Raw genomic sequence first — 25173 nt, forward strand, 5'->3', positions numbered from 1 at the left:
TGAGCTGCGCGACGTTGCTCGTTGGATGTGCCACCTATCGTCCTGCGCCGCTGCCGACGGTGGCCGAGCTGCCACGTGATGTGGCTCATCTTCAGGGCGCGCCGACCGACGGCCGTGCGCTCGACATGCTTGCGTTCCAACGCTTGGTATTGCTCAACAATCCCGACCTGCGCGCCGCACGCGCCCAGCACGACGTTGCACAGGCACAGATGCTTCAGGCCGGGCTGCTGCCGAATCCTTCCGTCAATGGCAGCATCGGCTATCTCATCTCCGGCGTAGGCGACGCCACCGCGTGGACCGCCGGCATCAGCGAGGACATCCGCTCACTGGTCACGCTGGCGCCGCGACGGCAGGCGGCAAAAGCCGCCGCTGCCGAGGTCGACGCCAGTTTGCTGTGGCAGGAATGGCAGACCCTCGGCAAGACGCAGCTGCTGGTCGTTGATCTGGTTGAGGGTGAAAGACTGCGGGCATTGCAAAGTCACACGCTGACTCAGCTGGAACAACGCAACCAGCAGCTGCGCAAAAGCATCGCCGAAGGTAACACCGATCTGACCGCGGCCTCGCCGGATTTTGTGGCGGCGGCGGATGCCCGTACGTCCTACGATGATCTGCAACGTCGTCTGCTTGGCCAGCAGCATGAATTGGCGGCGTTGCTCGGTGTCGCAGCAGATGCGGCAATCCCGCTGCCAGCGACACTCGACCTGCCCGCGCCCGATGCGGATAGCATCCGCAGCAGCGCAAAGAGTATCGAACGTCGCCGGCCCGATCTGGTCGCCCTGCAGCTTGGCTATCAGGCGCAGGAAGCGACCTTGCGCGCGGCCGTGCTGGCCCAGTTCCCGATGCTGTCGATAGGCTACGCTGCCTCGCAGGACAACAGTCGTGTACGCAACGGCGGTCCTGCGATTACCTTCGATCTGCCGATCTTCGATCGCAACCAGGGCAATATCGCCATCGCGAAAGCAACGCGACAGCAGTTGCACGACGAATACCTCGCGCGGCTGACCGCGGCGCACGGCGAAGTCGAGGCGCTGCTCACCGAGCAATCGCAGGCGCGTACCCAACTCGCCGAGCTGTTGCCAGCGTTGCCGGCAGCCATCCACGATGCCGACCAGGCAACCAGCGCGCAGCAGCTGGGACTGATCGACCTGCGCACCTACGTGGATCTGATCGTGGCCGCGCAGAGCCACCAGGCCGCGGCGATTACGCTGCAGCAGACCGTGCTGGAGCAGCAGGTCGCCATGGATACGCTGCTTGGCACGGGCATGCCCGATTCCCTTTCCCAGGATGTCATCGCGCCATGAACATGCGCCTTCGCCCGTTTGTCCTGCCAACTTTGGCGCTGACGCTTGCCGCTTGCGGCGGCACCACGACAGACAGCGGCGGCAGCGACAAGATCAGCGCGGCGGTAACCACCCAGGCGGTGCATCAGGGCAGTCTGCCGGACATCATCAGCGCTTATGGCACGGCCACGCCGGCGATCGATGCAGCATCCACGCTAAACATCCAGGCCGAAGGCGCGGTGACCCAATTCGATGTCACCGCCGGCACCGCCGTGCACCGCGGTCAGCACCTGCTCACCTTCACGCTTTCACCGGCGGCGGCGGCGGCGTATCAGCAGGCGCGTACGGCGTTGAGCGTCGCGCGCGCGCAGCGCGAGCACACCGCGCAGTTGCTGTCGCATCAGCTCGCCACACGCGATCAATTGGCGCAGGCGGAAAAGGCGGCCAGCGACGCGCGCTCCGCACTCGATGCGCTGCGCAGACAGCAGGGCGACGGCACCACGGTCGAGCTGCTCGCACCGGTCGACGGCATCGTCAGCAGCATCGCGGCCACGCGCGGCGATACCCTGCAGCAGGGCGCACCGCTGCTCTCGCTGGCGCGCGGCGGCGGCGTGGTAGTCAGCGTCGGCATCGAGCTGGATCCGCAGCATGCGCCCGTGCCCGGCGACAAAGTCATGCTGGTGCCATTGGGCGCGGGAGCTTCGGTCACCGGCGTGGTGAAACGCGTCGCCGGCATGCTCGACACGCATACACATCTGCAGAACGCGGATATCACGCCCGACGGCACCGTGATCGCCGGCATGGGTTATCGCGCCGACATCACCGTCGGCCAGTGGCGTGGCTGGCTGGTACCGCGCGATGCGCTGGTCGGTGATGGCAGCACGTGGCAGGTGTATCAGGTAGCCGACGGCAAGGCGGTCAAGATTCCAGTCACCCTTGTTGGCGAGTCGGATACGGTCTCGGTGGTCAGCGGCGCACTGGATGCACAGCGCCCGCTCGTCGTCGTAGGCAATACGCAAATCGATGACGGCATGGCAGTTCGCACGGCGGAGCCGTCGAAGTGAGCGAACCGGTATCGAGTGAGCCCAACTGGCTGGCGCGCCATGGGCGAACGCTCATCATCGTTGCACTGGCGTTGGCCCTCGCTGGTCTGGCGAGCGCACTGTCGCTGCCGGTCGGTCTGTTTCCACAGGTGTCGTTTCCGCGCGTCGTGGTAGACCTCGATGCCGGTGATCGACCCGCCGATCAGACCGCGCTGTTGGTCACCCGTCCGGTAGAGGAGGCCATCCGTACCGTGCCCGGCGTGGTCAACGTGCGCTCGGAAACTACGCGTGGTTCGGCGCAGGTGTCGATCGATTTCGGCTGGGGCCGCGACATGACCTCGTCGACCCTGCTGGTCGATGCGGCCATCGCGCGCGTGCTGCCGACGCTGCCGGCGGGTAGTACGTACGGCGTGCGCAGAATGGACCCGACGGTGTTCCCGATCATCTCGTACGCGTTGCACTCCGACATGATGTCGCCGGTCGCGCTGAGGGATCTGGCGCAGTACCAGATCGTGCCGCTGCTGGCCGCGGTGCCGGGACTCTCACACGTCGATGTGCAAGGTGGCGAGACAGCCGAAGTCCAGGTAGAAGCCGACCCGCAGAAGCTTGCCTTGCACGGTCTGGCATTGAGCGATCTGGTCACGGCGCTGTCCGGCGCCAACGCGCTGCAGGCGGTCGGCCACGTGCAGGACCACAACAAGCTCTATCTCGTCGTCGCCGATCATTCGCTGAAAGGCATCGACGCACTGCGCCATGTCGTATTGAAGAGTGACGCGACCGGCTGGATCAAGCTGTCGGATGTGGCGACGGTGCACGATGGCTACATACCGCAATGGATCAAGGTAGCCGAGGACGGCAAGCCGGCCGTGCTGTTCAACGTTTATGAGCAGCCCGATGGCAATGCCGTGCAGATCGCGCAGGCGGTGCGCGACAAGCTGGCTGATTTCGCGCTGCCACGCGGCGTTTCCATCCGCAACTGGTACGACCAGAGCGAGCTGGTCACCGAATCGGCCAGCAGCGTGCGTGATGCGGTGATCATCGGCCTGGTGCTGGCAGCCATCGTGATGCTGCTGTTTCTGCGCAATCTGCGCGTCACCCTGATCACGATTGTCGTCGTGCCGGCAACGCTGGCGATTACCGTTCTGCTGCTGAGCGTGCTGGGACTGAGTTTCAACATCATGACGCTGGGTGGCATTGCGGCGGCGGTCGGTCTGGTGATCGACGACGTGATCGTGATGATCGAACATATCGCGCGCCGCGCCGGCGCCGTGCACGAGGATGGCCAAGGTGCGATCGGTGCCGATGCGGTATTGCCGGCGGCACGCGAATTCATGGCGCCATTATCGGGTTCGAGTCTGGCCACGCTGATCGTCTTTATCCCGTTGGGCTTTCTGGACGGCGTAACCGGTGCGTTTTCAAAAGCGCTGTCGATCACCATGGCCAGCGCACTGATCGTATCCTGGCTGATGACAGCGCTGGTGGTGCCGCTGCTGGCGCGGCAGTTGATCAATTTCCGGCGCTGGCAGGACCCGGGCAGCAATCCTCGCGGATGGCTGCGACGCGCACACGGTCCGCTTTACGACGGCCTCGCCCGTCGCCCGTGGCTGCTCGCGCCAGTGCTGGTTCCGCTGCTGGTGCTTGGCTATGTCGCTTATACCCGTGTCTCCACCGGTTTCATGCCGACAGTCGACGAAAGCGGCTTCGTGATGGATTACTACACCGCGCCCGGCACCTCGTTGACGGAGACCTCGCGCCAGGTCGGCGAAATCGAAGCCATCCTCAAGGCGATGCCGGAAGTCGATACGTTTTCTCGCCGGCTCGGCACCGGCCTCGGTGGTGATCTCGGACAGTCGTATCACGGCGATTTCTTCGTCAAGCTCAAGCCCGATCATGCGCGTGCCACCGAAGACGTGATGAGCGCGGTGCGCGGAAACATCGAAAGCCATGTGCCCGGCGTGCAGATAGAGCTGGCACAGCTGATGGAAGATCTTATCGGCGATCTCACTGCCGTACCGGAGCCGATCGAGATCAAGCTTTACGGCACCGACCCGAGTGAACTGGACAATCAGGCCGACAAGGTGGCAAAGGCGATCGGCAAGATTGACGGCGTGGTCGAGATCAAGAGTGGCGTACAGCTGGCCGGCGATGCGCTCAACGTCAACATCGATGCCGCCAGGGCAGCGTTCGAAGGCATGACGGTCGATGCGATCACCCAGGCCGTGGATCAGGCCTTATCCGGCACCGTCGCCACACAGCTACCGCAGCTGACCAAGAGCGTCGGCGTGCGCGTGTGGATTCCCGGCGCGATGGGATTGAAGATTCCCCAGCTTGCGCGCTTGCCAATCCGCGCGCCGGATGGCCACGTGTTTCCGCTGGGCCGTGTCGCTACGCTGCAACCGGTGAGCGGCCAACCGCAGATTTCGCGCGAAGATCTGCAGCCCATGGTCGCCGTCACCGCACGCATCGAAGGTCGCGGCATCGGCGCCGCGGTGGCCGATGTAAAAACGCTGCTGGCCAGGCCCGGCATGCTCGACCCTGGAATTCGCTACGAATTGGGCGGCCTGTATCAGCAGCAGCAGATCGCCTTTGTCGGTTTGAGCAAGGTGTTTGCCGCAGCGTTGGTGGCCGAGTTCATCCTGCTGATGTTTCTATATCAGCGACTGTGGCTGGCGCTTATCGTGCTGGGCTGCTCGCTGTTTTCGACCACCGCGGTGTTCATCGCACTGTGGCTGAGCGGCGTCGATCTCAACATCACCGCGATGATGGGCATGACGATGATCATCGGTATCGGCACCGAGATGGCGATCTTCTACGTGTCCGAATACGTGAGCCTCGCTGAAACCGTAGAGCCGCGGCGCGCCCTGCGCCAGGCGAGCGAAGATCGCCTGCGGCCGATCACCATGACCACCCTGGCCGCGATTCTTACCTTGCTCCCATTGGCGCTTGCCATCGGTCAGGGCTCGGGTTTGCAACAACCCCTGGCCATCGCCATCATCGCCGGACTGATGCTGCAGTACCCGATGGTTTTGCTGGTGATGCCGATGCTTATCGGCTTCACGCTAAGGCGCTGTGACGCATCAACAAACGTCTAAACACATCAACGTGTTTTCGCGTTACGGCTGGACGGCATCCGCTCGGCAGCAGTCATCCCCTATCCGTTCGAAGTCGAATCGCGACAATTTAAGTGTTATTCGACCAATATGATGCCTATTGCCACATAAAATAACCGGAAAGACAACTTCTGTGCAGCTTCGATCCGGCACAGCCATCATACGTTCAATAATCTATTTAATGATGCAACACTTGAATCACACGAGATAATCAACTCAAATGCACAAAAGCCGCTTTGGTCAAGGCATGAGTTCCGCTTCGCTAAAACTTCACGATCATTGAAATCCACGATACATTAGTACAGATTGTGACTTAAACGGGCTGAAATTTGCAGAAAACAGGCAGCAATTTCACCGTAAAAATTTGCGCTTTGTTTCTTATGCACGCTTAGTTTCAGCTTAGTATTTAAGTATTATTTTGGTATTTTTAAAATAGTCTTCATAACGACAATTTGGTTATCAAATTGTCATGGTTTGAAACTAGAAATAGTGGTCGTCAGGTCATTAACCACTCTTTACTGGATAACCATGAAGCGGATAAGTCGCACTACCCTTTTCAAGAGCACTCAACTTGCCTTGTGTCTGGCTGCAGCATTGCCGCTGGCCAGTCGCGCCAGCGACGTGACTCCGGCCGTCTCTGCGCCAACGACGACCGGTGACGCCACAACAGATTCAACCAAGAAAGTGCAAAATCTGGATGCGGTAAAAGTCACCGGTGCCGCCGTCACCGTCGATCAGATTGCGCCGACGCAGGGTTCGATGATCGCAGTACAGCCGCAGTCGATCATCGGCGAGCAGTACCTGCGCGAGAACGTGGCGACGACCGGCGATTACAGCGACGCGATTTCCATCGCACCGAGCGTCTCCACTGTCGCGCCAAACGGTCCGGGCCTGATGGAGGCCCAGAGCGTGACCATGCGCGGCTTCCAGGACGGCCAATACAACGTCACGTTCGATGGCATTCCCTGGGGCGACTCGAACGACTTCACCCATCACTCGACCTCGTACTTCACCACCCAGGACACCGGCAGCATCGTCGTCGATCGCGGCCCAGGCACAGCCAGCACGCTGGGTAACGCCACCTTCGGCGGCACCGTCGCGGTGGGTTCGCGTACCCCATCAGACACGTTCGGCATCGAGCCTTACCTGACCTACGGCAGCTTCGGCACCTGGGTTGAAGGCGCGCAGCTCGATACCGGTGTGATCCAGCAGACCGGTGGTACCACGGCGCTGATCAACGTGGAGAACGCCAGCTCGGACGGCTATCTGACCTATGCCGGACAGCGCCGACAGAACATCTTTGCCAAGGTTGTGCAACCGATCGGTGACAACACCACGCTCACCTTCGTCGGCATGTACAACAAGATCCATCAGAACGTGCCGCTGGGCACGACACGTGAAGAGATCAATACCTACGGCGCGAACTACGGCCTGAACAACAACCCATACAGTCAGGATTACTACGGCTACAACTTCGACGACATCAGCACATACATGGGTTACATCGCGCTGCATTCGGCGTTCGATGGCTGGACGATCGATAACAAGGCTTATACCTATGACTACAACCATTTCGGCTCCAATGGCGAAGACCCGAATGGTGAATACCCGAACGGCACCATCTATAGTCCCGCCGACGTTCCGGGCCAGCGCCTGCGCAATACCTATACCTCGTGGGGCGATATCTTCCGCCTGAGCAAGGATCTCGGCCCGGGTGAATTGCGCACCGGTTTCTGGTATGACCACCAGCGTAATCTGCGTACGCTCTACGAAGTGGACGACAACCTCGACTATGCATTCAACGCGCCGTCGAAGCTGGCCGCGACCGATCGCGACCAGCACAATACCCTGACGACGTTTCAGCCCTATATCGAATACAACTGGAACGTCACCGATCAGGTGTCACTGACCGGCGGCGTGAAGTACGCGGACTTCAAGCGCGGCATCGATGCCGCCGTGAATCAGGGCACCTTGCAACCACTCCAGTATTCCAAGGACTACAACAAGTTGCTGCCATCGCTGGCGCTGCACTGGCAGTTGAGTGACGACTGGACCGCGTATGCGCAGATCGCCAAGGGCTTCCTGGCGCCCAACCTCAATACTCTCTATACCATCGCGCCGCAGGACAATACGGTCAAACCCGAGCAGACCATCAATAAGCAACTCGGCACCACCTGGACTGATGGACGTCTCACGCTTTCGGCGGACGGTTACTACATCAATTTCAATAACAAGATCGAAAGCCGCACTATCGGCGCCATCACCACGTTCTATAACGCCGGTGGCGCCGTCTACAAAGGTCTGGAAGCGGAAGGCACCTACCTGCTCGGTGACGGCTTCAGTGTGTATGCGAATGGCTCGCTTAATCGCGCCATCGACAACGCCACCAATCAGTGGTTACCGGACGCGCCGCACAAGACCGCCGCGCTGGGCCTGATCTACAGCAGCGGGCCACTCTATGCATCGCTGATCGATAAATTTGTCGGCCATCGCTACGGCGATACCGGGCTGCAACAGCCGTTTGGCGGTTACGCCCTCACCAACTTTGCGGCCAGCTACACGTTTGCCGAGGGCTTCGGCGCGCTGAAAAGCATCAAGGTCGGCGTGCAGGTCAACAACATCTTCGACAACAAGAGCATCTATTACCTGTCTGGCTACACCGTCCAAGACAATACGCCGCTGTATTTCACGATACCCGAGCGCAGCTATGAGCTCACATTCTCGGCGAAGCTTTGATAGAGGGAACTAAGACGCTTCTGTGAGCGAGCGACTGGATGTTGCAGGTCGGGGAGGTTGGTCGAAAAGGAAGGACTGGTTTTCGTCCAGCCTCCCGTAACTGTTCTGGAACAGCTTGTTGCCGTCCGGCTGCAACTGGATACCCACTCGTCGGAAACGGGACCGCTTGAAGTGGTGCCGGGTACGTACGTCCTCGGCAGACTCTCCAGCACGGAAATCCAGAAACACGGTTCAACGCATCGACACCGCTGTCTGGTTCCTCGCGGCGGTGCCGTTGCGATACGACCATTGATCGTTCATTCGTCGGCCAAATCGGAGACGGGCCGGCTGCGCCGGATACTTCATTTTTTTATTCGGACCGCCGCTGCCGTCCGGTTTGCGTTGGGCCGAAGGCAGCCATCTTGCCGATGCATAAAGTTTCAATTGCACCTATTGACGCCGTTGCTGCATCGCATCTATGTTCAGGTCATGTCATCGACCTTCCTGCCAGCACGCATGCATTTCGCACCGGTTAACGCCGGCGTCATGCCATCGTCGGCAGGCATAGCGCCGACTGGCATTTCCTCGTCCACCATTACGATTACCACCACGACCGGTACTGGTACGGGGTGGGAGTCGGTGCGCGAATAGGTTCTAACAAACGCGCAACGGCTCCGCCCTCCAAGAGGCGAGCCGGCACACACCGACCCGCCACAGAGATCGGGGCCTCATCCGGAGGCTACTGTGAACATCTGTGCACCCCAACTCGCCGAACAACCCCTCAAACGTCGCGCGGCCTTCCCGCTGGCGCCTCCGTCGCTGCGTCAGCGGGTGCTGGCCGTTGGCCTGATCGGTCCCGGTCGGGTCGGCAGCGCCCTGCTGGATCAGCTGCGTGCGGCACAGCCACGGCTGCTGCGGGACAGCGGACTGACCCTGCAACTGCGCGGCGTAGTCGCCAGCAAGCGCATGTGGCTGGACTGCGACGACGCCGAGCTCAACGGCCGCCACGGCGGCGCGCAGACCTGGCGGCCGAATGACCTGGATGTTTTTGCCGAGCACGTGCGCAACAGCGGCCGCCATGCACTGTTGATCGACTGCAGCGCCAACGACGACATCGTCTCGCGCTACCCGGCGTGGCTCAAATCCGGCCTGCATGTGGTGACCCCGAACAAGCTGGCCGGTAGCGGTCCGCTGGATCGCTGGCAGGCCATCCAGCGCGCGTGTGCCGACGGCTCGCGCTTCCGTTACGAAGCCACGGTGTGTGCCGGGCTGCCGGTAGTACAGACGCTGCGCGACCTGCTCGATACCGGTGACGAGCTGCTGGCCGCCGAGGGCATGTTTTCCGGCACGCTGGCGTGGCTGTGCAACCGCCACGACGGCGCGCAACCGTTTTCGGCACTGGTGCGCGAGGCGCATGCGCTGGGTTATACCGAGCCCGATCCGCGCGACGATCTCTCCGGTACCGACGTGGCGCGCAAGCTGGTGATCCTGGCACGCGAAGCGGGCTGGTCGCTGTCGCTGGATGATGTATCGGTGGAAAGCCTGGTGCCCGCGGCGCTGGCCGCTCTGCCGCGCGAGGAATTCATGCAGCGATTGGACGAGCTGGACGCGCCGATGGCGGCCAAGCTGGCCGAGGCACGCGCCTGCAACGGTGTGCTGCGCCACGTCGCCCATCTGGACCATGCCGGTCACGCCAGCGTGCGACTGATGGTGCTGCCGGCCTCACACGCATTTGCCCATACGCGGCTGACCGACAACGTGGTGCAGTTTCGTACCCGCCGCTACTGCGATAATCCTATGTTGGTGCAAGGCCCGGGTGCCGGACCGGAAGTGACGGCGGCCGGCGTGTTTGCCGACTTGCTGCGCATCGCCGAATCGCTGCAGGTGCACGCATGAGCGCGCTACCGCAGAACAACGCTGCACAACCGAACAGTCAGCCGCAGGAAGTCATGAAATCCGCTCCGCAACGTGCCCGCCGTGCTCTCGCCTTTGCCCCCGCCTGTGTGGGCAACGTGGGGGTGGGTTTCGACATCCTCGGCCACAGCATGGCTGGCGCCGGTGACCGCGCCGACGTGCGCCGCATCGAGGAACCCGTGGTGCGCATTTCGGCAATCCACGGCAGCGTGGTCGATCTGCCCACCGACGCGCAGGGCAATACGGCCGGCGCCGCGTTGATATCGCTGCGCAAGGCGCTCGGTCTGCGCCATGGTTTTGAAATCGTGCTGCACAAGGGCATCGCCCTGGGTTCCGGCATGGCCGGATCGGCCGCATCGTGCGTGGCCGCGCTGATCGCCGCCAACGCGCTGCTGGAAAAGCCGCTGCCGCACGAATCACTGTATGGCTTTGCGCTCGATGGCGAAACGGTCGCCAGCGGCAGCCGGCACGGCGACAACCTGGGCCCGATGCTGCTTGGTGGCCTGGTTCTGGCAACCCATGATCGCCTGCTGCGCATTCCCGTGCCTGCCGCGTGGCACTGCGCGCTGGTGCATCCGCATTACGTGCTGGAAACGCGCAAGGCCCGCACAGCGCTGGCCGGCGAGTATCCGCTGAGCGCGTTCGTGGCGCAGAGTGCCAACCTCGCCCTGGTGCTGGCCGGCTGCTATCGCAGCGACGCCGCGCTGGTGCGCGAAGGCCTCAAGGACGTGCTGGTGGAGCCACGCCGCGCTTCGCTGGTACCGAACTTCGCCCGCGTGAAGCAGGCTGCGCTCGATCATCGCGCTATGGGCGCCAGCATCTCCGGTGCCGGCCCCAGCGTATTCGGTTGGTACGAGCAGCGGGCCGAGGCCGAGGCCGCCGCCGCATCGATGCGCGCCGCGTTCGCCGACGCCGGACTCGACAGCGACACCTATGTCGCCCCTGTTGATGGCCCAGCCGCGCGACTGATCGATGCCATAGACGAAAATACCTGGATCGAGGCTCCGGCCGGTGAGGGCGCATGACGGCAGCCATATTGAAAGCCGCCGCAATGGCTGCCTCGATGCACTATGTCAGTACGCGTGGCGGCAGCCCGACCGTGTCGATCAGCGCAGCGATTGCCGCCGGCCTCGCGCCCGACGGCGGCCTGTACGTGCCCGAGACGCTTCCGCGACTCGATGCGTCCGCGTTCGATCCGCACGGCACGCTCGCCGATACCGCCGCCACCCTTCTGGCGCCGTTCTTCGCCGGCGATGCGCTGGCGGATGAACTACCTGCGATTTGCGCCGAATCACTGAATCTAGACACGCCGCTGCGCGCACTGCCGCAAGGCAACGCGCACGTGCTGGAACTCTTCCACGGCCCGACCGCCGCCTTCAAGGATATCGGCGCGCGCTTCCTCGCTGCCTGCATGCGCCGGCTGCCGCGTGCCGATGCGCGACCGCTGACAATTCTCGTCGCTACCTCTGGCGATACGGGTGCCGCCGTCGGCGCGGCTTTCCATCGCCAGCCCGGTTTGCGGGTGGTAATTTTGTATCCCGATGGCAAGGTGTCGCCACGCCAGGCACATCAGCTGGGCTGCTTCGGCGACAACGTGCACGCATTGCGTATAGACGGCCGTTTTGACGACTGCCAGCGCATGGTCAAGGCAGCGCTCAGCGATACGAAGCTGCAGGCCACCGTGCCGCTGACCTCGGCCAACAGCATCAGCCTCGGGCGCCTGCTGCCGCAGATGAGCTACTACGCGCACGCCGCGCTGGGCTGGTGGCGCGAACACGGCGAACCGCTCAATGTCATCGTGCCCACCGGCAACCTCGGCAACGCGATGGCCTGCCTGTGGGTACGCGAAATGGGCTTACCGATCGGCCAGGTGCAGCTCGCCTGCAACGCCAACGCCACCCTACCCGACTATTTCGCCGGTGCCGATTACCAGCCTCGCGCGGCGATCACCACGCTTGCCAACGCGATGGACGTAGGTGCACCGAGCAACGTCGAACGGTTGCGCTGGACCTTTCCCGATGAACGCGTGATGCGCCAGCAAATGCAGGCGTACAGCGTCAACGATGATGCCATTCAAGCAACCATCACCCGACACGCCCGCGATCACGGCGAGGTGTTCTGCCCACATACCGCGACCGCCGTGCACCGGCTCGACCAGCTGCGCGCCGCCGGCGACACCACGTCATGGACCGTGGTTGCCACCGCCCATCCGGCCAAGTTCGACAGCGTGGTCGAGCCGTTGATCGGACACCCTGTCGATGTACCGGACGCACTCTCCGCCATGCTGGCTCGCCCGGCCATCGCCGAGCCGCTGACGGCGGATGACCAAGCGCTCAAGGCCTGGCTGCTCAGTCATTAACATAGCCAACGCGTATCAAATGATGGATGCCTTCAAAAGCGTCTAGCCGTGCTAATGACAGATTCGGTTCGACGGACCCAGATCTCAGGCCAAGATCCCGAGAATCTCAGCCGTCGATCGCACCCGACCCAGCCGCGGAAAGATGTTGTCGATCGCGAAGCGGTGCTGCTCGGCATTCGCTGCGCTCATCGCGTCTTCGGCAAAGATCACGGCATAGCCATGCTCCCACGCAGAACGCGCGGTCGACTCGACACCGATGTTGGTGGAGATGCCGCCCAGCACGATCTGCGTGATGCCGCGACGGCGCAGTTGCAGGTCGAGATCGGTGCCGTAAAAAGCACCCCACTGGCGTTTCATGACAAGAATATCGCCCGGTTCGGTCGCGAGTTCATCGGCAAGCTCGAGCCAGTTGGCCGGCAAACCATTCGGCGAAACAGGCGCCGGACGATCGACCGGCTGCTTGAGCGCATCGCCAAAATCAGCCGACCAGCCCACGCGCACCAGCACCACGGGTGCCTTCAAGGCGCGAAAGCGCGATGCCAGCGCACCAGCCCGTGTAAACACGTCGGACGAGCTGTGCGGCCCACCGGCAAAGGGCGCAATGCCCTTTTGCAGATCAATCAGAACAAGCGCGGTATTCTGCGGATTCAAGTTTTCCACAATAGCCTCCAAACCATAGTTCAAGCATATATGTGAGGATATCCTCACTTAGGATTTTATGAGGATGACCTCACAAAAAGCAAGCCAAGCCATGCGCGAACCCACCCGCAAACGGGGTCACGAGCGCGTCGCCGCGCTGTTGAACGCGGCCGCCAGCTGCTTTGTCGAGAAGGGTTACGATGCGGTCACACTGACCGAGATTGCCGCCCGCGCGGGCGCCTCGATCGGCTCGCTCTACCAGTTTTTCCCGAGCAGGGAAGCGCTGGTACAGGCGCTGCTGGCCGAATACACCGAAGCGTTGTATGCGAGGTTGGCAACACTCGTCGCACAAGCCGGAACATGGGACATCGATCAGCTCGGTACGCAGCTGATCGGCTTTCTGGTGCTCTTTCGTCGGCGCTATCCGGCCTTTGCCGTGCTTGCGGAATCGGCATCGCTCCCCGCAAGCCATGGCACCGCCATCCGCAAGCGCTTGCGTGCCGAGCTTCAGGCAATCTTGCGACAGAAATCACCCAGCATGCCCCTCGTCACATTGCAGGCGGCAACGATAGTCGTCCAGCAACTGATGAAGGCCGCGCTGGCAATAAATGCGGAGCCCGGCCTCCCTGATCGCAAGAACGCACTCGCCCAGCTGGAACGTGCGCTGCAACTGTATCTGCGTTCGATATTGTCGTAGCCAGCGCGAACGCGTGGCAGAACATCTGGACGGCCAGCCGTCCAAATGCGGATTTGCCCGCAACAAAAAAGTTACCAAGGAAACTACTTCAGAAAAAGGTTGACAGGCTTTACCAAGGTGCCTTACGGTCAACCACATGTCGCAACGCACAAGCCACCGCAGCCGTACTCCGACCAACCGCCTCGTCTCGGTCGATGCCCTGCTGCAGCTGCGCGGCAAGCTTCTCCTTACCCTTGTACTCGTACTCCTTATTACCAACGGAGGTGCGGGCTGAGGGCATGTGTCCAGGGTGATAGAAAAACCTGAAGACTCCCAAAGAACCCCGCACCGGCAACGGAGCGGGGTTTTTTAATGCCATCGGCAACGCACACACAGCGGAGCCATGATGAAAAACCAAGACCAGCAATCTGACGACGGCATCAGCGACGTAGCGGCCGATCACGTGCGTATTTTCGACACTACCTTGCGCGATGGCGAACAGGCGCCCGGCTTCTCGATGGACCGTCGCGCCAAGCTGCGCATGGCGCAGGCGCTCGAGGCACTTGGTGTCGACGTGCTCGAGGCCGGCTTTCCGCAGGCCTCGCCGGATGACTTTGCTGCCGTTGCCGACATCGCCCGGCTGCTGAAGACCACCACCGTTTGCGGCCTGGCGCGCTGCCAGACCGGCGACATCGACACCACCGGCCGAGCACTGGAAAAAGCCAACCATTCGCGCATTCATGTCTTTCTGTCGACCAGCCCGCTGCATCGCGAGCACAAGCTGCGCATGAGCAAGGCACAAGTGCTGGACACGACCGTGATGGCCGTCGAGCGCGCCCGCGGCCTATGCCATGAAGTGGAGTTCTCCGCTGAGGACGCGTTACGGACGGAACCAGACTTTCTGGTCGAGGTGTTCAGCGCCGCCATTGCTGCGGGCGCCACCACCGTCAACGCGCCGGATACGGTCGGTTACACGACGCCATCGGAAATCTTCGAGCTGTTCACTTACCTGCGCAAGAACGTCAAAGGCGCCGACAAGGTGATCTTCTCCAGCCATTGCCACGACGATCTGGGCATGGCCGTGGCCAACAGCCTGGCCGCGATCAGCGCCGGCGCGCGTCAAGTCGAGTGCACCATCAACGGCATCGGCGAGCGTGCCGGCAACGCGTCGCTGGAAGAAATCGTCATGGCCCTGAAGGTGCGCGCGCCCTATTTCGACGTCGATACCCGCATCGACACACGCAAGCTGCATCCGACCTCACGCCTGCTGACCCAGATCACCGGCCAGGCCGTACCGCGCAACAAGGCGATCGTCGGCGATAACGCGTTTGCGCACGAATCGGGCATCCACCAGCACGGCATGCTGAAACATCGTGGCACTTACGAAATCATGCGTTCGGAAGACGTCGGCATTCCTGAGGTACGCATGGTGCTGGGCAAGCATTCCGGCCGCGCCGCGCTGCGCCAGCGCCTGGAAAGTCTGGGCCAAAAGGTCGACGAGACCGCGATGGACGACATCTTTGCGCGCTTCAAAACACTAGCCGACAAAAAGCGAGAAATCCACGACGAGGATCTGGAAGCCATCGCGATGGGTCTGGATCCCGATGCCGCTGGCCCGTGGCGGATCGTGCAGCTCAACACCACCACGCACCTGGGCGGCAGCGCCTCGGCCTCGGTCAAGCTGGCGCACGACGACGGTCAGGAAGCCAGCGAAACCGCGATCGGCGACGGCCCGGTCGACGCCGTGTTGCGCGCAATCGAACGCGCTGCGGGCAACGAACTGAAGCTGACCGACTTCGCCGTGCGCTCGGTCAGCGAAGGCGGCGATGCGCAGGGTCAGGCCCAGCTCACCGTGCGCCACAACGAACGCGACTGGCGCGGCCACGGTGTCAGCACCGACATCGTCGAAGCCACCGCACTAGCAGCGCTGGACATCGTCAACCGCATCGAACGTCAGACGCCAGCCATGCAGCGCGTCGCCGTCGCCCATCTCTGACTACTACGCATTCGTTACTTCATTCGGAACTTGTCATGACCACACCTTTCATCTGGCACAACGGCAGTATCAAGCCCTGGGCCGAAGCCACCGTCCACGTCAGCGCCCACGCCTTGCATTACGGCTCCTCGGTATTCGAGGGCGAACGCGTCTATGCCACGCATCGCGGGCCGGCGTATTTCCGCCTGACCGATCACACGCACCGTTTGTTCGAATCGGCCAGCATGTACGAGATCGACGTCGGTTACACCGAAGACGAAATCAACGCCGCCTGCATCGAGCTGATTCGCGTCAACCAGATGGCCTCGGCCTATGTACGGCCGATTGTGTTTCGCGGCGCCGGCGCCCTGGGCGTGCTGCCGAAGGATGGCTCGCCGGTGGACGTGTCGATCATGGCGCTGGACTGGGGCGCGTATCTGGGTGATGCGCTGGAGGTGGGCGCCGACGTCTGCGTGTCATCGTGGAACCGCGCTGCGCCGAATACTTTCCCGAGCTGGGCCAAGGCCGGCGGCAATTACCTGAACAGCCAGCTGATTGCGTTCGAAGCACGACGCGGCGGTTACGACGAAGGCATCGCGTTGGGCCACAACGGCCTGCTCAGCGAAGGCGCCGGCGAAAACCTGTTCCTGGTGCGCAAGGGCCGGCTGTTCACGCCACCCACCAGCGCCGGCATCCTGGCCGGCATCACCCGCGACACCATCATCACGTTGGCCGAGGACATGGGCCTGCGCGTGGAAGAACGCGACATGCCGCGCGAGGCGCTTTATTCGGCCGACGAGATTTTCATGACCGGCACCGCGGCCGAAGTCACACCGGTGCGCTCGGTCGACCGTAAACCCGTCGGCAAGGGCGAGCCCGGCCCAATCACCCGCGCGCTCCAGCAAGCCTTCTTTGGCCTGTTCGACGGCCGCACCGAAGACAGTCGCGGTTGGCTGAATTATGTGAGTGCGCCCATCGCTGACCGCGAAGATCAAGAAGCGGCCATCCATGGCCGCACTCCTCACATAGAGCCGTCAACCAAGGAGATCGCGGCGTGACTGCTAAGACACTATTCGAAAAAGTCTGGGACGCCCACGAGGTGGTGGCCGAAACCAACGACACCCCGGCAACCCTGTACGTTGATCTACACCTGATCCACGAAGTGACCACGCCGCAGGCCTTCACCGAACTGCGCCAGCGGGGGCTGCCCGTGCGCCGCCCGGACAAGGTGCTGGCAACGCTGGATCATTCAACACCAACGTCCCCGGCCGATGCGGCAGGCAACTATGCCTATGTCACGCCGGAAGCTGGGCAGCAGGTGGCGATGCTGGAAGCGAACTGCGCCGAATTCGGTATCGAGTTGAACGGCTGGGGGAGTGACCACCGTGGCATCGTCCACGTGATCGGCCCCGAGTACGGTGCTACGCAGCCGGGCATGACGATCGTCTGCGGCGACAGCCACACCGCCACGCATGGCGCGTTCGGCGCGCTGGCGTTCGGCATCGGCACCACCGAAGTCGGTCACGTACTGGCCACGCAGTGCCTGCTGCAGCGCAAGCCCAAAACGCTGGCCATCCACGTCAACGGCAAGCTCAAGCCTGGCGTCGGCGCGAAGGATCTGATCCTGCACGTGATCGGAAAAATCGGCGTGGGCGGCGGCACCGGCCAGGTGATCGAATACCGCGGTAGTGCCATCGAGGCCTTGTCGATGGAACAGCGCATGACGGTGTGCAACATGTCGATCGAGGCCGGCGCCCGCGCTGGCCTGATCGCCCCGGACGAGACTACCTTCGCCTGGCTCAAAGGCCGTCCGCGTGCACCGCAGGGCGCGGAATGGGACGTCGCCGTGACGCGCTGGAAATCGCTGGTCACCGACGACGGTGCGGCGTACGACAACGAGGTGTTTATCGATGCCGCCGACATCGGCGCCACGATCACCTACGGCACCCATCCGGGCATGGTCACGCCGATCGGCGCGGCCATTCCCGCTGCCCGTGATGCCCAGGAAGAAAAGGCGTTGGCCTATATGCAGTTCAGCGGCGGCCAGCGGTTGACCGGAGAGAAGGTCGACGTGGTCTTCGTCGGCAGTTGCACCAATTCGCGCTTGTCCGATCTGCGCGAGGCAGCGGATGTCATGCGCGGCCGCAAGGTCGCGCCCGGCGTGCGCGCCCTGATCGTTCCCGGTTCGGTGCTGATCAAGCGCGAAGCCGAGGCGGAAGGACTGGACGAGGTGTTCCGTGCCGCCGGCGCTGAATGGCGCGAAGCCGGCTGCTCCATGTGCATCGGCATGAATGGCGACATCGCCCAGCCGGGCCAGCTGGTGGTGTCCACCAGCAATCGCAACTTCGAAGGTCGCCAGGGCAAGGGCGCACGCACCGTGCTGGCCAGCCCGCTGGTGGCGGCGGTTGCTGCGGTCACCGGCCAGATCACCGACCCATCCACGTTTCTGGAGCAGGCCGCATGAAGCCGCTGACACATATCCGCTCACGCACCGCCGTGCTGCCGTTCGAGAACATCGACACCGACCGCATCATCCCGGCGCGCTTCCTCACCACCACCGAACGCTCTGGGCTGGGCAAATTCGCCTTCAACGACTGGCGCTACAGCGCCGACGGCAGCGACAACCCGGACTTTCCGTTGAATCGGCCCGAGACCAAGGGCTGCGCCATCCTGGTGGCCGGCCACAATTTCGGCTGCGGCTCGTCGCGCGAACACGCGCCCTGGGCGCTGCTGGATTTCGGCCTGCAGGCGGTGATCTCGTCGGAGATCGCGGACATCTTCCGCAGCAATTCGTTGAAGAACGGCCTGCTCACCATCGTGGTGCCAGCGGATGCGCATCGCCGCCTGCTGGAACAACCCGGTATCGAGCTGAGCATCGACGTACGCGAGCAGTTCGTCGCGCTGCCCGACGGCAGCCACATCGGTTTCGAGCTTGAGCCGTTTGCCAAGCACTGCCTGCTCAACGGTGTCGACCAGCTTGGCTACCTGTTGCAGCAGAACGATGCGATTACCGCTTACGAACATCAGCACGAGGACCAGGCCGCATGAAGGCACATATCGTTACCCTGCCCGGCGACGGTGTCGGCCCGGAAGTCACCGCTGCCGCGGTGGCTGTACTGAACGCCGTCGCGAAACACGGCGGCCATACTTTCGCTTTTGAAGAACACGCAATCGGTGGTGCCGCCATCGACGCTTTTGGCGAGCCGTTGCCGGCCGCCTCGCTGGAGGCCTGCAAACGCGCCGATGCCGTGCTGCTGGGCGCGGTCGGTGGACCGAAGTGGTCCGACCCAAATGCCAAGGTTCGCCCCGAGCAGGGGCTGCTGGCGTTGCGCGCTGCGCTGGGCGTTTACGCGAACCTGCGCCCGTTGCAAGTGCATCCCGCACTGGCCAACCTGTCGCCGCTGAAAAACGAGAAGCTGAAAAACGTCGATGTGCTGTTCGTGCGCGAACTCACCGGCGGCACCTACTTCGGTGCCAAGACGCGCACCGAGGACACCGCCACCGACGAGTGCAAATACACCGTGCACGAGATCGAACGCGTGGTGCGTCGTGCGTTTGATCTGGCACGCGGCCGCAAGAAACACCTCACCTCGGTGGACAAGGCCAACGTGCTGGAAACCTCGCGGCTGTGGCGCAGCACGGTGCAGCGCATCGCCCCGGAGTATCCGGATATTTCTGTCGAGCATCAGCTGGTCGATTCGATGGCGATGCTGCTGCTGACCCAACCTTCGCATTACGACGTAGTGGTGACCGAGAACCTGTTCGGCGACATCCTGACCGACGAAGCCGCCGCGATTGCCGGTTCGCTCGGCCTGCTGCCATCGGCCTCGCTGGGTGATGGCAGTAAAGGACTGTACGAACCGATCCACGGCTCAGCACCGGACATCGCCGGCAAGGGCGTAGCCAACCCGATCGGCACCATCCTTTCCGCCGCGATGCTGCTGCGTCACTCGCTGCAGCTGGATGCCGAAGCCACCGCGATCGAGGCGGCTGTCGACCAGGTGTTGCGCGAGGGCCCGCATACACGCGACATCGGCGGCGAAGCCGGCACCGATGCGGTGCGCGACGCGGTGCTGCGCGCGATCGACCGCCACGTCGAGACCGCCGAAACCTCGTTCGCCGGCGCCAGCGCATGAAGCCCGCACCTCAACGTATTTGCAGTTCCCCGATTGGACACAGGGACGCGTCCAGTTTTTTTATACCGCCGCCTCAGCAGATGCCTTCCACACCGGTGCCATTCAAAACTACTGGAATCCCCCATGCGTAGTGATCAGATCAAGACCGGCCCCGATCGGGCCCCTGCCCGCGCGATGCTGCGTGCCACCGGGCTGGACGATGAAGCCATCGCCAAACCGCTGGTCGCCATCGTGCACACATGGTCCAACGTGAGTCCGTGCAACCTCAACCTGCGCGAACTGGCCGAGCACGCCGCCGCTGGCGTCCGCGCCGCCGGCGGCACGCCGATCGAGTTCAACACCATCGCCGTGACCGACGGCATCGCCATGGGCACCCCGGGCATGCGTGCCTCGCTGATCAGCCGTGAAGTGATCACCGACTCGATCGAGCTGGCTGTCGACGGCCACTGCCTCGATGCGATGGTGGTGCTGTGCGGCTGCGACAAGACCATTCCGGCCGCCGCAATGGCAATGGCACGACTCAACATTCCCGCCGTCGCGCTCTATGGCGGCAGCATCGCCCACGGCACGCATGACAATCACCCGATCACCATCCAGCAGGTGTTCGAGGCCGTCGGCGCGCACGGCGCGGGCAAGATCAGCGACGCCGAACTGACCTCAGTGGAAAAAGATGCTTGCCCCGGCGCGGGCGCCTGCGGCGGCCAGTTCACTGCCAACACGATGGCGATGGTGCTGACCACGCTGGGGCTGTCGCCGATGGGCTTCAACGACATCCCCGCCACGCATCCGGCCAAGGGTCAGGCCGCGTTTCGCTGCGGCGAACTGGTGATGGAATGCTTCAAACAGGACCGCAAACCGCTCGACCTGCTCAGCCGCACCTCGTTCCGCAATGCTGCGCGCATGGTCGCCGCGACCGCGGGCTCCACCAATGCCGTACTGCATCTGCTGGCGATCGCCCGCGAAGCCGATATCGAATGGAACCTGGAAGATTTCGAGCCGGCCTCGGTGCATACCCCGGTGATTGCCGACCTGCTGCCGGCCGGCCGCTATACCGCGGTCGAGTTGTTCGGTGCGGGCGGTAGCGGCCGCGTAGCGCAGGAGCTGATTGCCGTCGACATGCTGGATGACGCACCCACCATTACCGGCCGCAGCCTGTTCGAGGAAGCTGCCGCCGCGCCGCGTGCCGACAAGCAGGATGTGGTGCATCCGGTCAGCAGCCCGCTCAAGCCCCGCGGCGGCTATTCCATCCTCTACGGCAACCTCGCGCCGGACGGCTGCATCCTCAAGCTGGCCGGCAAGGAAAGTGGCCAGTTCGAAGGCAAAGCCCGCGTGTTCGAGAGCGAGGAGCAAGCCTTCGCCGCCGTGCAGGGTGACCACATCCACGCCGGCGACGTCATCGTGATCCGTAACGAAGGCCCGGCGGGTGGCCCCGGCATGCGCGAAATGCTCGGCGTCACTGCGGCGCTGATCGGTCGCGGCCTGGGCAACGACGTGGCGCTGATCACCGACGGTCGCTTTTCCGGCGCTACCCACGGATTCATGGTCGGCCACATCGCACCAGAAGCCGCGCGCGGCGGTCCGATCGCCCTGCTGCGCGAAGGCGACAGCGTGATCATCGATGCGGAAAAGCGCGAGCTGCGCACCAGTGTCGACCTGACCAGCCGCCGTGCCGACTGGCATCCACCGGCACCCAAAGTGACCCACGGCGCGCTAGCCAAATACGCGCTGCTGGTCGGCTCCGCTTCCGACGGTGCCACCACTCAGCCAATCAATGCATCAGGTCGTCCAGCCATCCAGACGTCCAAAAACTCTTCCACCCAAGCGACTCAAACCCAATCGAACCCAGGAGCCACCGCATGAGCCACACCACCAACGACACTCTCGCCAAGGCGCGCATCGCCGTTCTCGGCTACGGCAGCCAAGGCCGCGCCCACGCCCTGAACCTGAAGGATTCCGGCCTCGACGTGGTGATCGGCCTGCGTCCGGGCGGCCCGACCTGGAAAAAGGCCGAGGCCGACGGCTTCGCCGTGGTCGAACCGGCGCATGCCGTGATCGGTGCCGATCTGGTCGCCGTGCTGACGCCGGACATGGTGCAGCCAACTCTGTACAAGGACGTGATCGAGCCGAACATCAAGCCCGGTGCTGCGCTGCTGTTCGCCCACGGCTTCAACATCCACTTCAAGCAGATCAGCCCGCGCGACGACATCGACGTGATCCTGGTCGCGCCGAAGGGCCCGGGTGCACTGGTGCGCAGCGAATACGAACGCGGCCGCGGCGTGCCCTGCATCTGGGCCGTGCACCAGGATGTCAGCGGTCACGCCGAAGCAACCACCAAGGCCTATGCCGACGGTATCGGTGGCGGTCGCGCGATGCTGATCCAGACCGACTTCAAGGAAGAAACCGAGACCGATCTGTTCGGCGAGCAGGCCGTGCTGTGCGGCGGCGCCAGCGAGCTGGTGATTGCGGGCTTCGAGACGCTGGTCGAAGCCGGCTACCAGCCCGAGATCGCCTACTACGAAGTGATGCACGAGCTGAAGCTGATCGTCGACCTGTTCTACGAAGGCGGCATCACCCGCATGCTGGAGTTCGTCTCCGAGACCGCGCAGTACGGCGATTACGTCAGCGGTCCGCGCATCGTCGATGCCGAGACCAAGAAGCGCATGAAGGCCGTTCTCACCGATATCCAGGATGGCACCTTCGCGAAGAACTGGACGGCGGAATACAAGGCCGGCCTGCCGAACTACAAGAAGTTCAAGCAGGCCGATCTCGATCATCCGATCGAGAAGGTCGGCAAGGAGCTGCGCGCGCGCATGCCATGGCTGCAGGCCGGCAAAGCCGCTGCAACGCCGGCAGCCGAACCGCTGAAGAAAGTAGGCTGAGCCCTGAACCAATGGCCGCCACGCGATTCCATCCGCGTGGCGGCCATTGACCCTAACCGATCCATCTCATCAAGTTAACTTCATCTGAGAATGCTCATGAAACATTTTCATATCGCTCTGGCTGTGCGCAACCTGGATGACTCCATCGCCGACTACAGCGCGCGCCTTGGCCAGTCGCCGCAGCTCGTGGTTCAGGACAAGTACGCGTTGTGGCGCACCCGGCAACTGAACTTCTCGATCAACGAACTCCCCGAGCAGGCCGGTCAGGTTCGCCATATCGGCTTCGAGGACGACGAGGCCAAGGGCTTCACTATCTCCAAGGATGCCAACGGCATCGAATGGGAGAATTTTTCCGCCACCGATCAGGAGGCGCTGATCGAATCGATCTACGGCGAGCCTACCTACGCCATGGTGGGCATCAACATGGATGCGGTCGAACTAATCCGCAATTAGACGTCCAAACATAAAAGCGTGGCGCCACCTGCGGGCGCGCCAGCCATCACCAGACATTCCGTAAGCAGCCGACTCGCGGCAAACCCAGGACATCCATCGTGACTACGCAACTGCTGAAAGCACACAAGACAACACCGTCCATTGGCATCAACGATGCGCGGCATCCACTCACCGGTACACCGATGAGCGGCGCCGAAGTGGTGGTACAGGTGCTTGCCGACGAGTGCGTCAGCGTAATGTTCGGTTATTCCGGTGGCGCGATCCTGCCGGTGTACGACGCGCTGTTTCGCTACAACGCCGAACACGCGCGCTCCGACGGCACTGAACCGATGCCGCTGATCGTGCCGGCCAATGAGCAGGGCGCCGGCTTCATGGCATCGGGTTATGCGCGCGCGTCAGGCAAGGTTGGCGTGGCGGTGGTCACATCGGGCCCTGGCGCCACCAACATGGTCACGCCGGTGCGCGACGCCATGGCCGACTCCACACCGATGGTGGTGATCTGCGGCCAGGTCGCGACCACCTCGCTGGGCAGCGATGCATTCCAGGAGGCACCGGTCAGCAACATCATGGGCGCCTGCGCCAAGCATGTGTTCCTGGTCACCGACGCCGAGATGCTGGAAGCCACGCTGCGCACGGCGTTCGAGATTGCACGCACTGGCCGCCCCGGTCCGGTGGTGGTGGATATTCCCAAGAACGTACAGAACACCGCGCTGCGGTTCGACGGCCAGTCACGCCTGCCCATTCCCGGCTATCGCGCGCGCCTGCGCGCGGTGAATGAAGCACGACTGGATGACGCCGAATGCGCCGCGTTCTTCGCTGCACTGGATGCCGCGCAGCGTCCGCTGATCTACGCCGGCGGCGGTGTGATCGCGGCCGAGGCGTCGCATGCCTTGCGTACCTTTGTCGATGCGTTCCGGCTGCCCGTCACCACCACACTGATGGGCCTGGGTGCGCTCGACACCAGCGATCCACTGGCGCTGCACATGCTCGGCATGCATGGCACGGCGTACGCCAATTACGCGGTAGAGGATTGCGATTTCATTCTTGCGCTCGGTGCGCGCTTTGATGACCGCGTGGCCGGCGTGCCGGACAAGTTTGCGCCGCGAGCCAAGTTCATTGCGCAGATCGATATCGACCCGGCCGAATTCGGCAAGGTCAAGGCCATCCAGTGGCATCACTGCGGTCCGATGGTGCGTACGCTGGAGCGACTGACCGAGTACGGCATCGCGCACGGCAAGCGACCGAAGCTCGACGCATGGCATACGCACATCGCCGAACTGAAACATGTGCATGCGATGAACTACGACCGTGACAGCGAATTGATCCAGCCCTATGCGGTGATCGAGGAAATCAACAAGCACACCCAGGGCCGCGCGATCATCAGCACCGGCGTGGGCCAGCACCAGATGTGGGCGGCGCAATACTCGGCGTTCCGCGAGCCGCGGCAGTGGCTCACCTCCGGCTCGATGGGCACGATGGGCTTCGGCCTGCCGGCGGCGATCGGCGCGCAGTTCGCCCGGCCCGACGCGCTGGTGATCGACATCGACGGCGATGCCAGCATCCGCATGAACATCGGCGAGATGGAAGCCTGCACCACCTACAACCTGCCGGTGAAAGTGGTGGTGTTCAACAACCTCGGCGACGGCATGGTCCGGCAGTGGCAGAAGCTGTACTTCAAGGGTCGCTTCGCCGCGTCGGACAAGAGCCTGCACAGCAAGGATTTCGTCAAGGCGGCGCAGGCCGATGGTTTCAAATTCGCCCAGCGGCTGGACCGCAAGGAAGCCATGGCGGCGACTATTGCCGATTTTCTCCGCTTCGATGGACCGGCTTTTCTCGAAGTGATGATCGACCCCGATGCCGGCGTCTATCCGATGGTCGGCCCCGGTGCCACCTACGCGCAGATGATCACCGGCGATCACATCGCCGCGCGCGATGCCAGCGCTGCGCCACCGGTGACCTCCACTCCCCTCGTCGACATGTTCTGAGTACCGACT

The 25173-nt window shown here is 63.0% G+C and carries 20 protein-coding genes; 19 read left to right on the forward strand and 1 reads right to left on the reverse strand.

Annotation, left to right across the window (positions count from 1 at the left end; genetic code table 11):
• Positions 1–14 precede the first annotated feature (14 nt).
• The 8 genes from HDE79_RS14745 to thrC all read left to right on the forward strand — a co-directional run bounded on the left by HDE79_RS14745 (position 15) and on the right by thrC (position 12421).
• Positions 15–1301: a TolC family protein gene (locus HDE79_RS14745; RefSeq protein WP_184602767.1), complete on the forward strand. Its 1287-nt coding sequence runs from the start codon at positions 15–17 to the stop codon at positions 1299–1301.
• Complete coding sequence (locus HDE79_RS14750) at positions 1298–2344, forward strand: efflux RND transporter periplasmic adaptor subunit (protein WP_184602769.1); 1047 nt, start codon at positions 1298–1300, stop codon at positions 2342–2344. Before HDE79_RS14745 ends, HDE79_RS14750 begins: the two co-directional genes overlap by 4 nt.
• Positions 2341–5415: an efflux RND transporter permease subunit gene (locus tag HDE79_RS14755; protein ID WP_343205978.1), complete on the forward strand. Its 3075-nt coding sequence runs from the start codon at positions 2341–2343 to the stop codon at positions 5413–5415. The genes HDE79_RS14750 and HDE79_RS14755 overlap by 4 nt, the downstream gene beginning before the upstream one ends.
• Before the next feature lie 546 nt (positions 5416–5961).
• Positions 5962–8169 (forward strand): TonB-dependent receptor, encoded by a 2208-nt coding sequence (locus HDE79_RS14760; RefSeq protein ID WP_184602770.1) that lies wholly within the window; start codon positions 5962–5964, stop codon positions 8167–8169.
• 468 nt (positions 8170–8637) lie between these two features.
• Positions 8638–8799, forward strand: a complete 162-nt coding sequence (locus HDE79_RS14765; protein ID WP_184602772.1) for a hypothetical protein — start codon at positions 8638–8640, stop codon at positions 8797–8799.
• A 153-nt stretch (positions 8800–8952) separates the two neighbouring features.
• Positions 8953–10044 carry a homoserine dehydrogenase gene (locus tag HDE79_RS14770; protein WP_221440193.1) on the forward strand — a complete coding sequence of 364 codons (1092 nt, stop codon included), beginning with the start codon at positions 8953–8955 and terminating at the stop codon, positions 10042–10044.
• Positions 10045–10097: 53 nt separating this feature from the next.
• On the forward strand, positions 10098–11087 hold the full coding sequence (locus HDE79_RS14775) for a homoserine kinase (RefSeq protein ID WP_184603057.1): 990 nt from the start codon (positions 10098–10100) through the stop codon (positions 11085–11087).
• Between the two features lie 26 nt (positions 11088–11113).
• Positions 11114–12421 (forward strand): threonine synthase, encoded by a 1308-nt coding sequence (thrC, locus tag HDE79_RS14780; protein ID WP_184603059.1) that lies wholly within the window; start codon positions 11114–11116, stop codon positions 12419–12421.
• Positions 12422–12505: 84 nt separating this feature from the next.
• On the opposite strand, the gene HDE79_RS14785 is transcribed toward thrC, so the two are convergent.
• Positions 12506–13081, reverse strand: coding sequence for a hydrolase (locus tag HDE79_RS14785; protein ID WP_184602776.1), 576 nt, complete (start codon positions 13079–13081; stop codon positions 12506–12508).
• A gap of 91 nt (positions 13082–13172) precedes the next feature.
• Here HDE79_RS14785 and HDE79_RS14790 point away from each other — a divergent pair, with 91 nt between their 5' ends.
• From HDE79_RS14790 to ilvB, 11 genes are all read left to right on the forward strand, one after another.
• On the forward strand, positions 13173–13757 hold the full coding sequence (locus tag HDE79_RS14790; RefSeq protein WP_184602778.1) for a TetR/AcrR family transcriptional regulator: 585 nt from the start codon (positions 13173–13175) through the stop codon (positions 13755–13757).
• A 136-nt stretch (positions 13758–13893) separates the two neighbouring features.
• Complete coding sequence (locus HDE79_RS14795) at positions 13894–14031, forward strand: hypothetical protein (RefSeq protein ID WP_184602780.1); 138 nt, start codon at positions 13894–13896, stop codon at positions 14029–14031.
• 108 nt (positions 14032–14139) lie between these two features.
• Positions 14140–15732, forward strand: coding sequence for a 2-isopropylmalate synthase (locus HDE79_RS14800; protein ID WP_184602781.1), 1593 nt, complete (start codon positions 14140–14142; stop codon positions 15730–15732).
• A gap of 35 nt (positions 15733–15767) precedes the next feature.
• Complete coding sequence (locus HDE79_RS14805) at positions 15768–16769, forward strand: branched-chain amino acid transaminase (protein ID WP_184602783.1); 1002 nt, start codon at positions 15768–15770, stop codon at positions 16767–16769.
• Complete coding sequence (gene leuC / locus HDE79_RS14810) at positions 16766–18175, forward strand: 3-isopropylmalate dehydratase large subunit (protein ID WP_184602785.1); 1410 nt, start codon at positions 16766–16768, stop codon at positions 18173–18175. The genes HDE79_RS14805 and leuC overlap by 4 nt, the downstream gene beginning before the upstream one ends.
• On the forward strand, positions 18172–18759 hold the full coding sequence (gene leuD / locus HDE79_RS14815; protein WP_184602787.1) for a 3-isopropylmalate dehydratase small subunit: 588 nt from the start codon (positions 18172–18174) through the stop codon (positions 18757–18759). The genes leuC and leuD overlap by 4 nt, the downstream gene beginning before the upstream one ends.
• On the forward strand, positions 18756–19847 hold the full coding sequence (gene leuB, locus HDE79_RS14820; RefSeq protein ID WP_184602789.1) for a 3-isopropylmalate dehydrogenase: 1092 nt from the start codon (positions 18756–18758) through the stop codon (positions 19845–19847). Before leuD ends, leuB begins: the two co-directional genes overlap by 4 nt.
• Positions 19848–19970: 123 nt before the next feature.
• A complete protein-coding gene (gene ilvD, locus HDE79_RS14825; protein WP_184602790.1) occupies positions 19971–21707 on the forward strand; it encodes a dihydroxy-acid dehydratase in 1737 nt (578 codons plus the stop codon).
• Positions 21704–22726: a ketol-acid reductoisomerase gene (ilvC, locus tag HDE79_RS14830; RefSeq protein WP_184602792.1), complete on the forward strand. Its 1023-nt coding sequence runs from the start codon at positions 21704–21706 to the stop codon at positions 22724–22726. The genes ilvD and ilvC overlap by 4 nt, the downstream gene beginning before the upstream one ends.
• 96 nt (positions 22727–22822) lie before the next feature.
• Positions 22823–23179 (forward strand): hypothetical protein, encoded by a 357-nt coding sequence (locus HDE79_RS14835; protein ID WP_184602794.1) that lies wholly within the window; start codon positions 22823–22825, stop codon positions 23177–23179.
• 182 nt (positions 23180–23361) lie between these two features.
• On the forward strand, positions 23362–25164 hold the full coding sequence (ilvB, locus tag HDE79_RS14840; RefSeq protein ID WP_184603060.1) for a biosynthetic-type acetolactate synthase large subunit: 1803 nt from the start codon (positions 23362–23364) through the stop codon (positions 25162–25164).
• Positions 25165–25173 lie beyond the last annotated feature (9 nt).

The sequence above is a fragment of the Rhodanobacter sp. MP1X3 genome (genome assembly GCF_014207165.1).
Lineage (GTDB): Bacteria > Pseudomonadota > Gammaproteobacteria > Xanthomonadales > Rhodanobacteraceae > Rhodanobacter.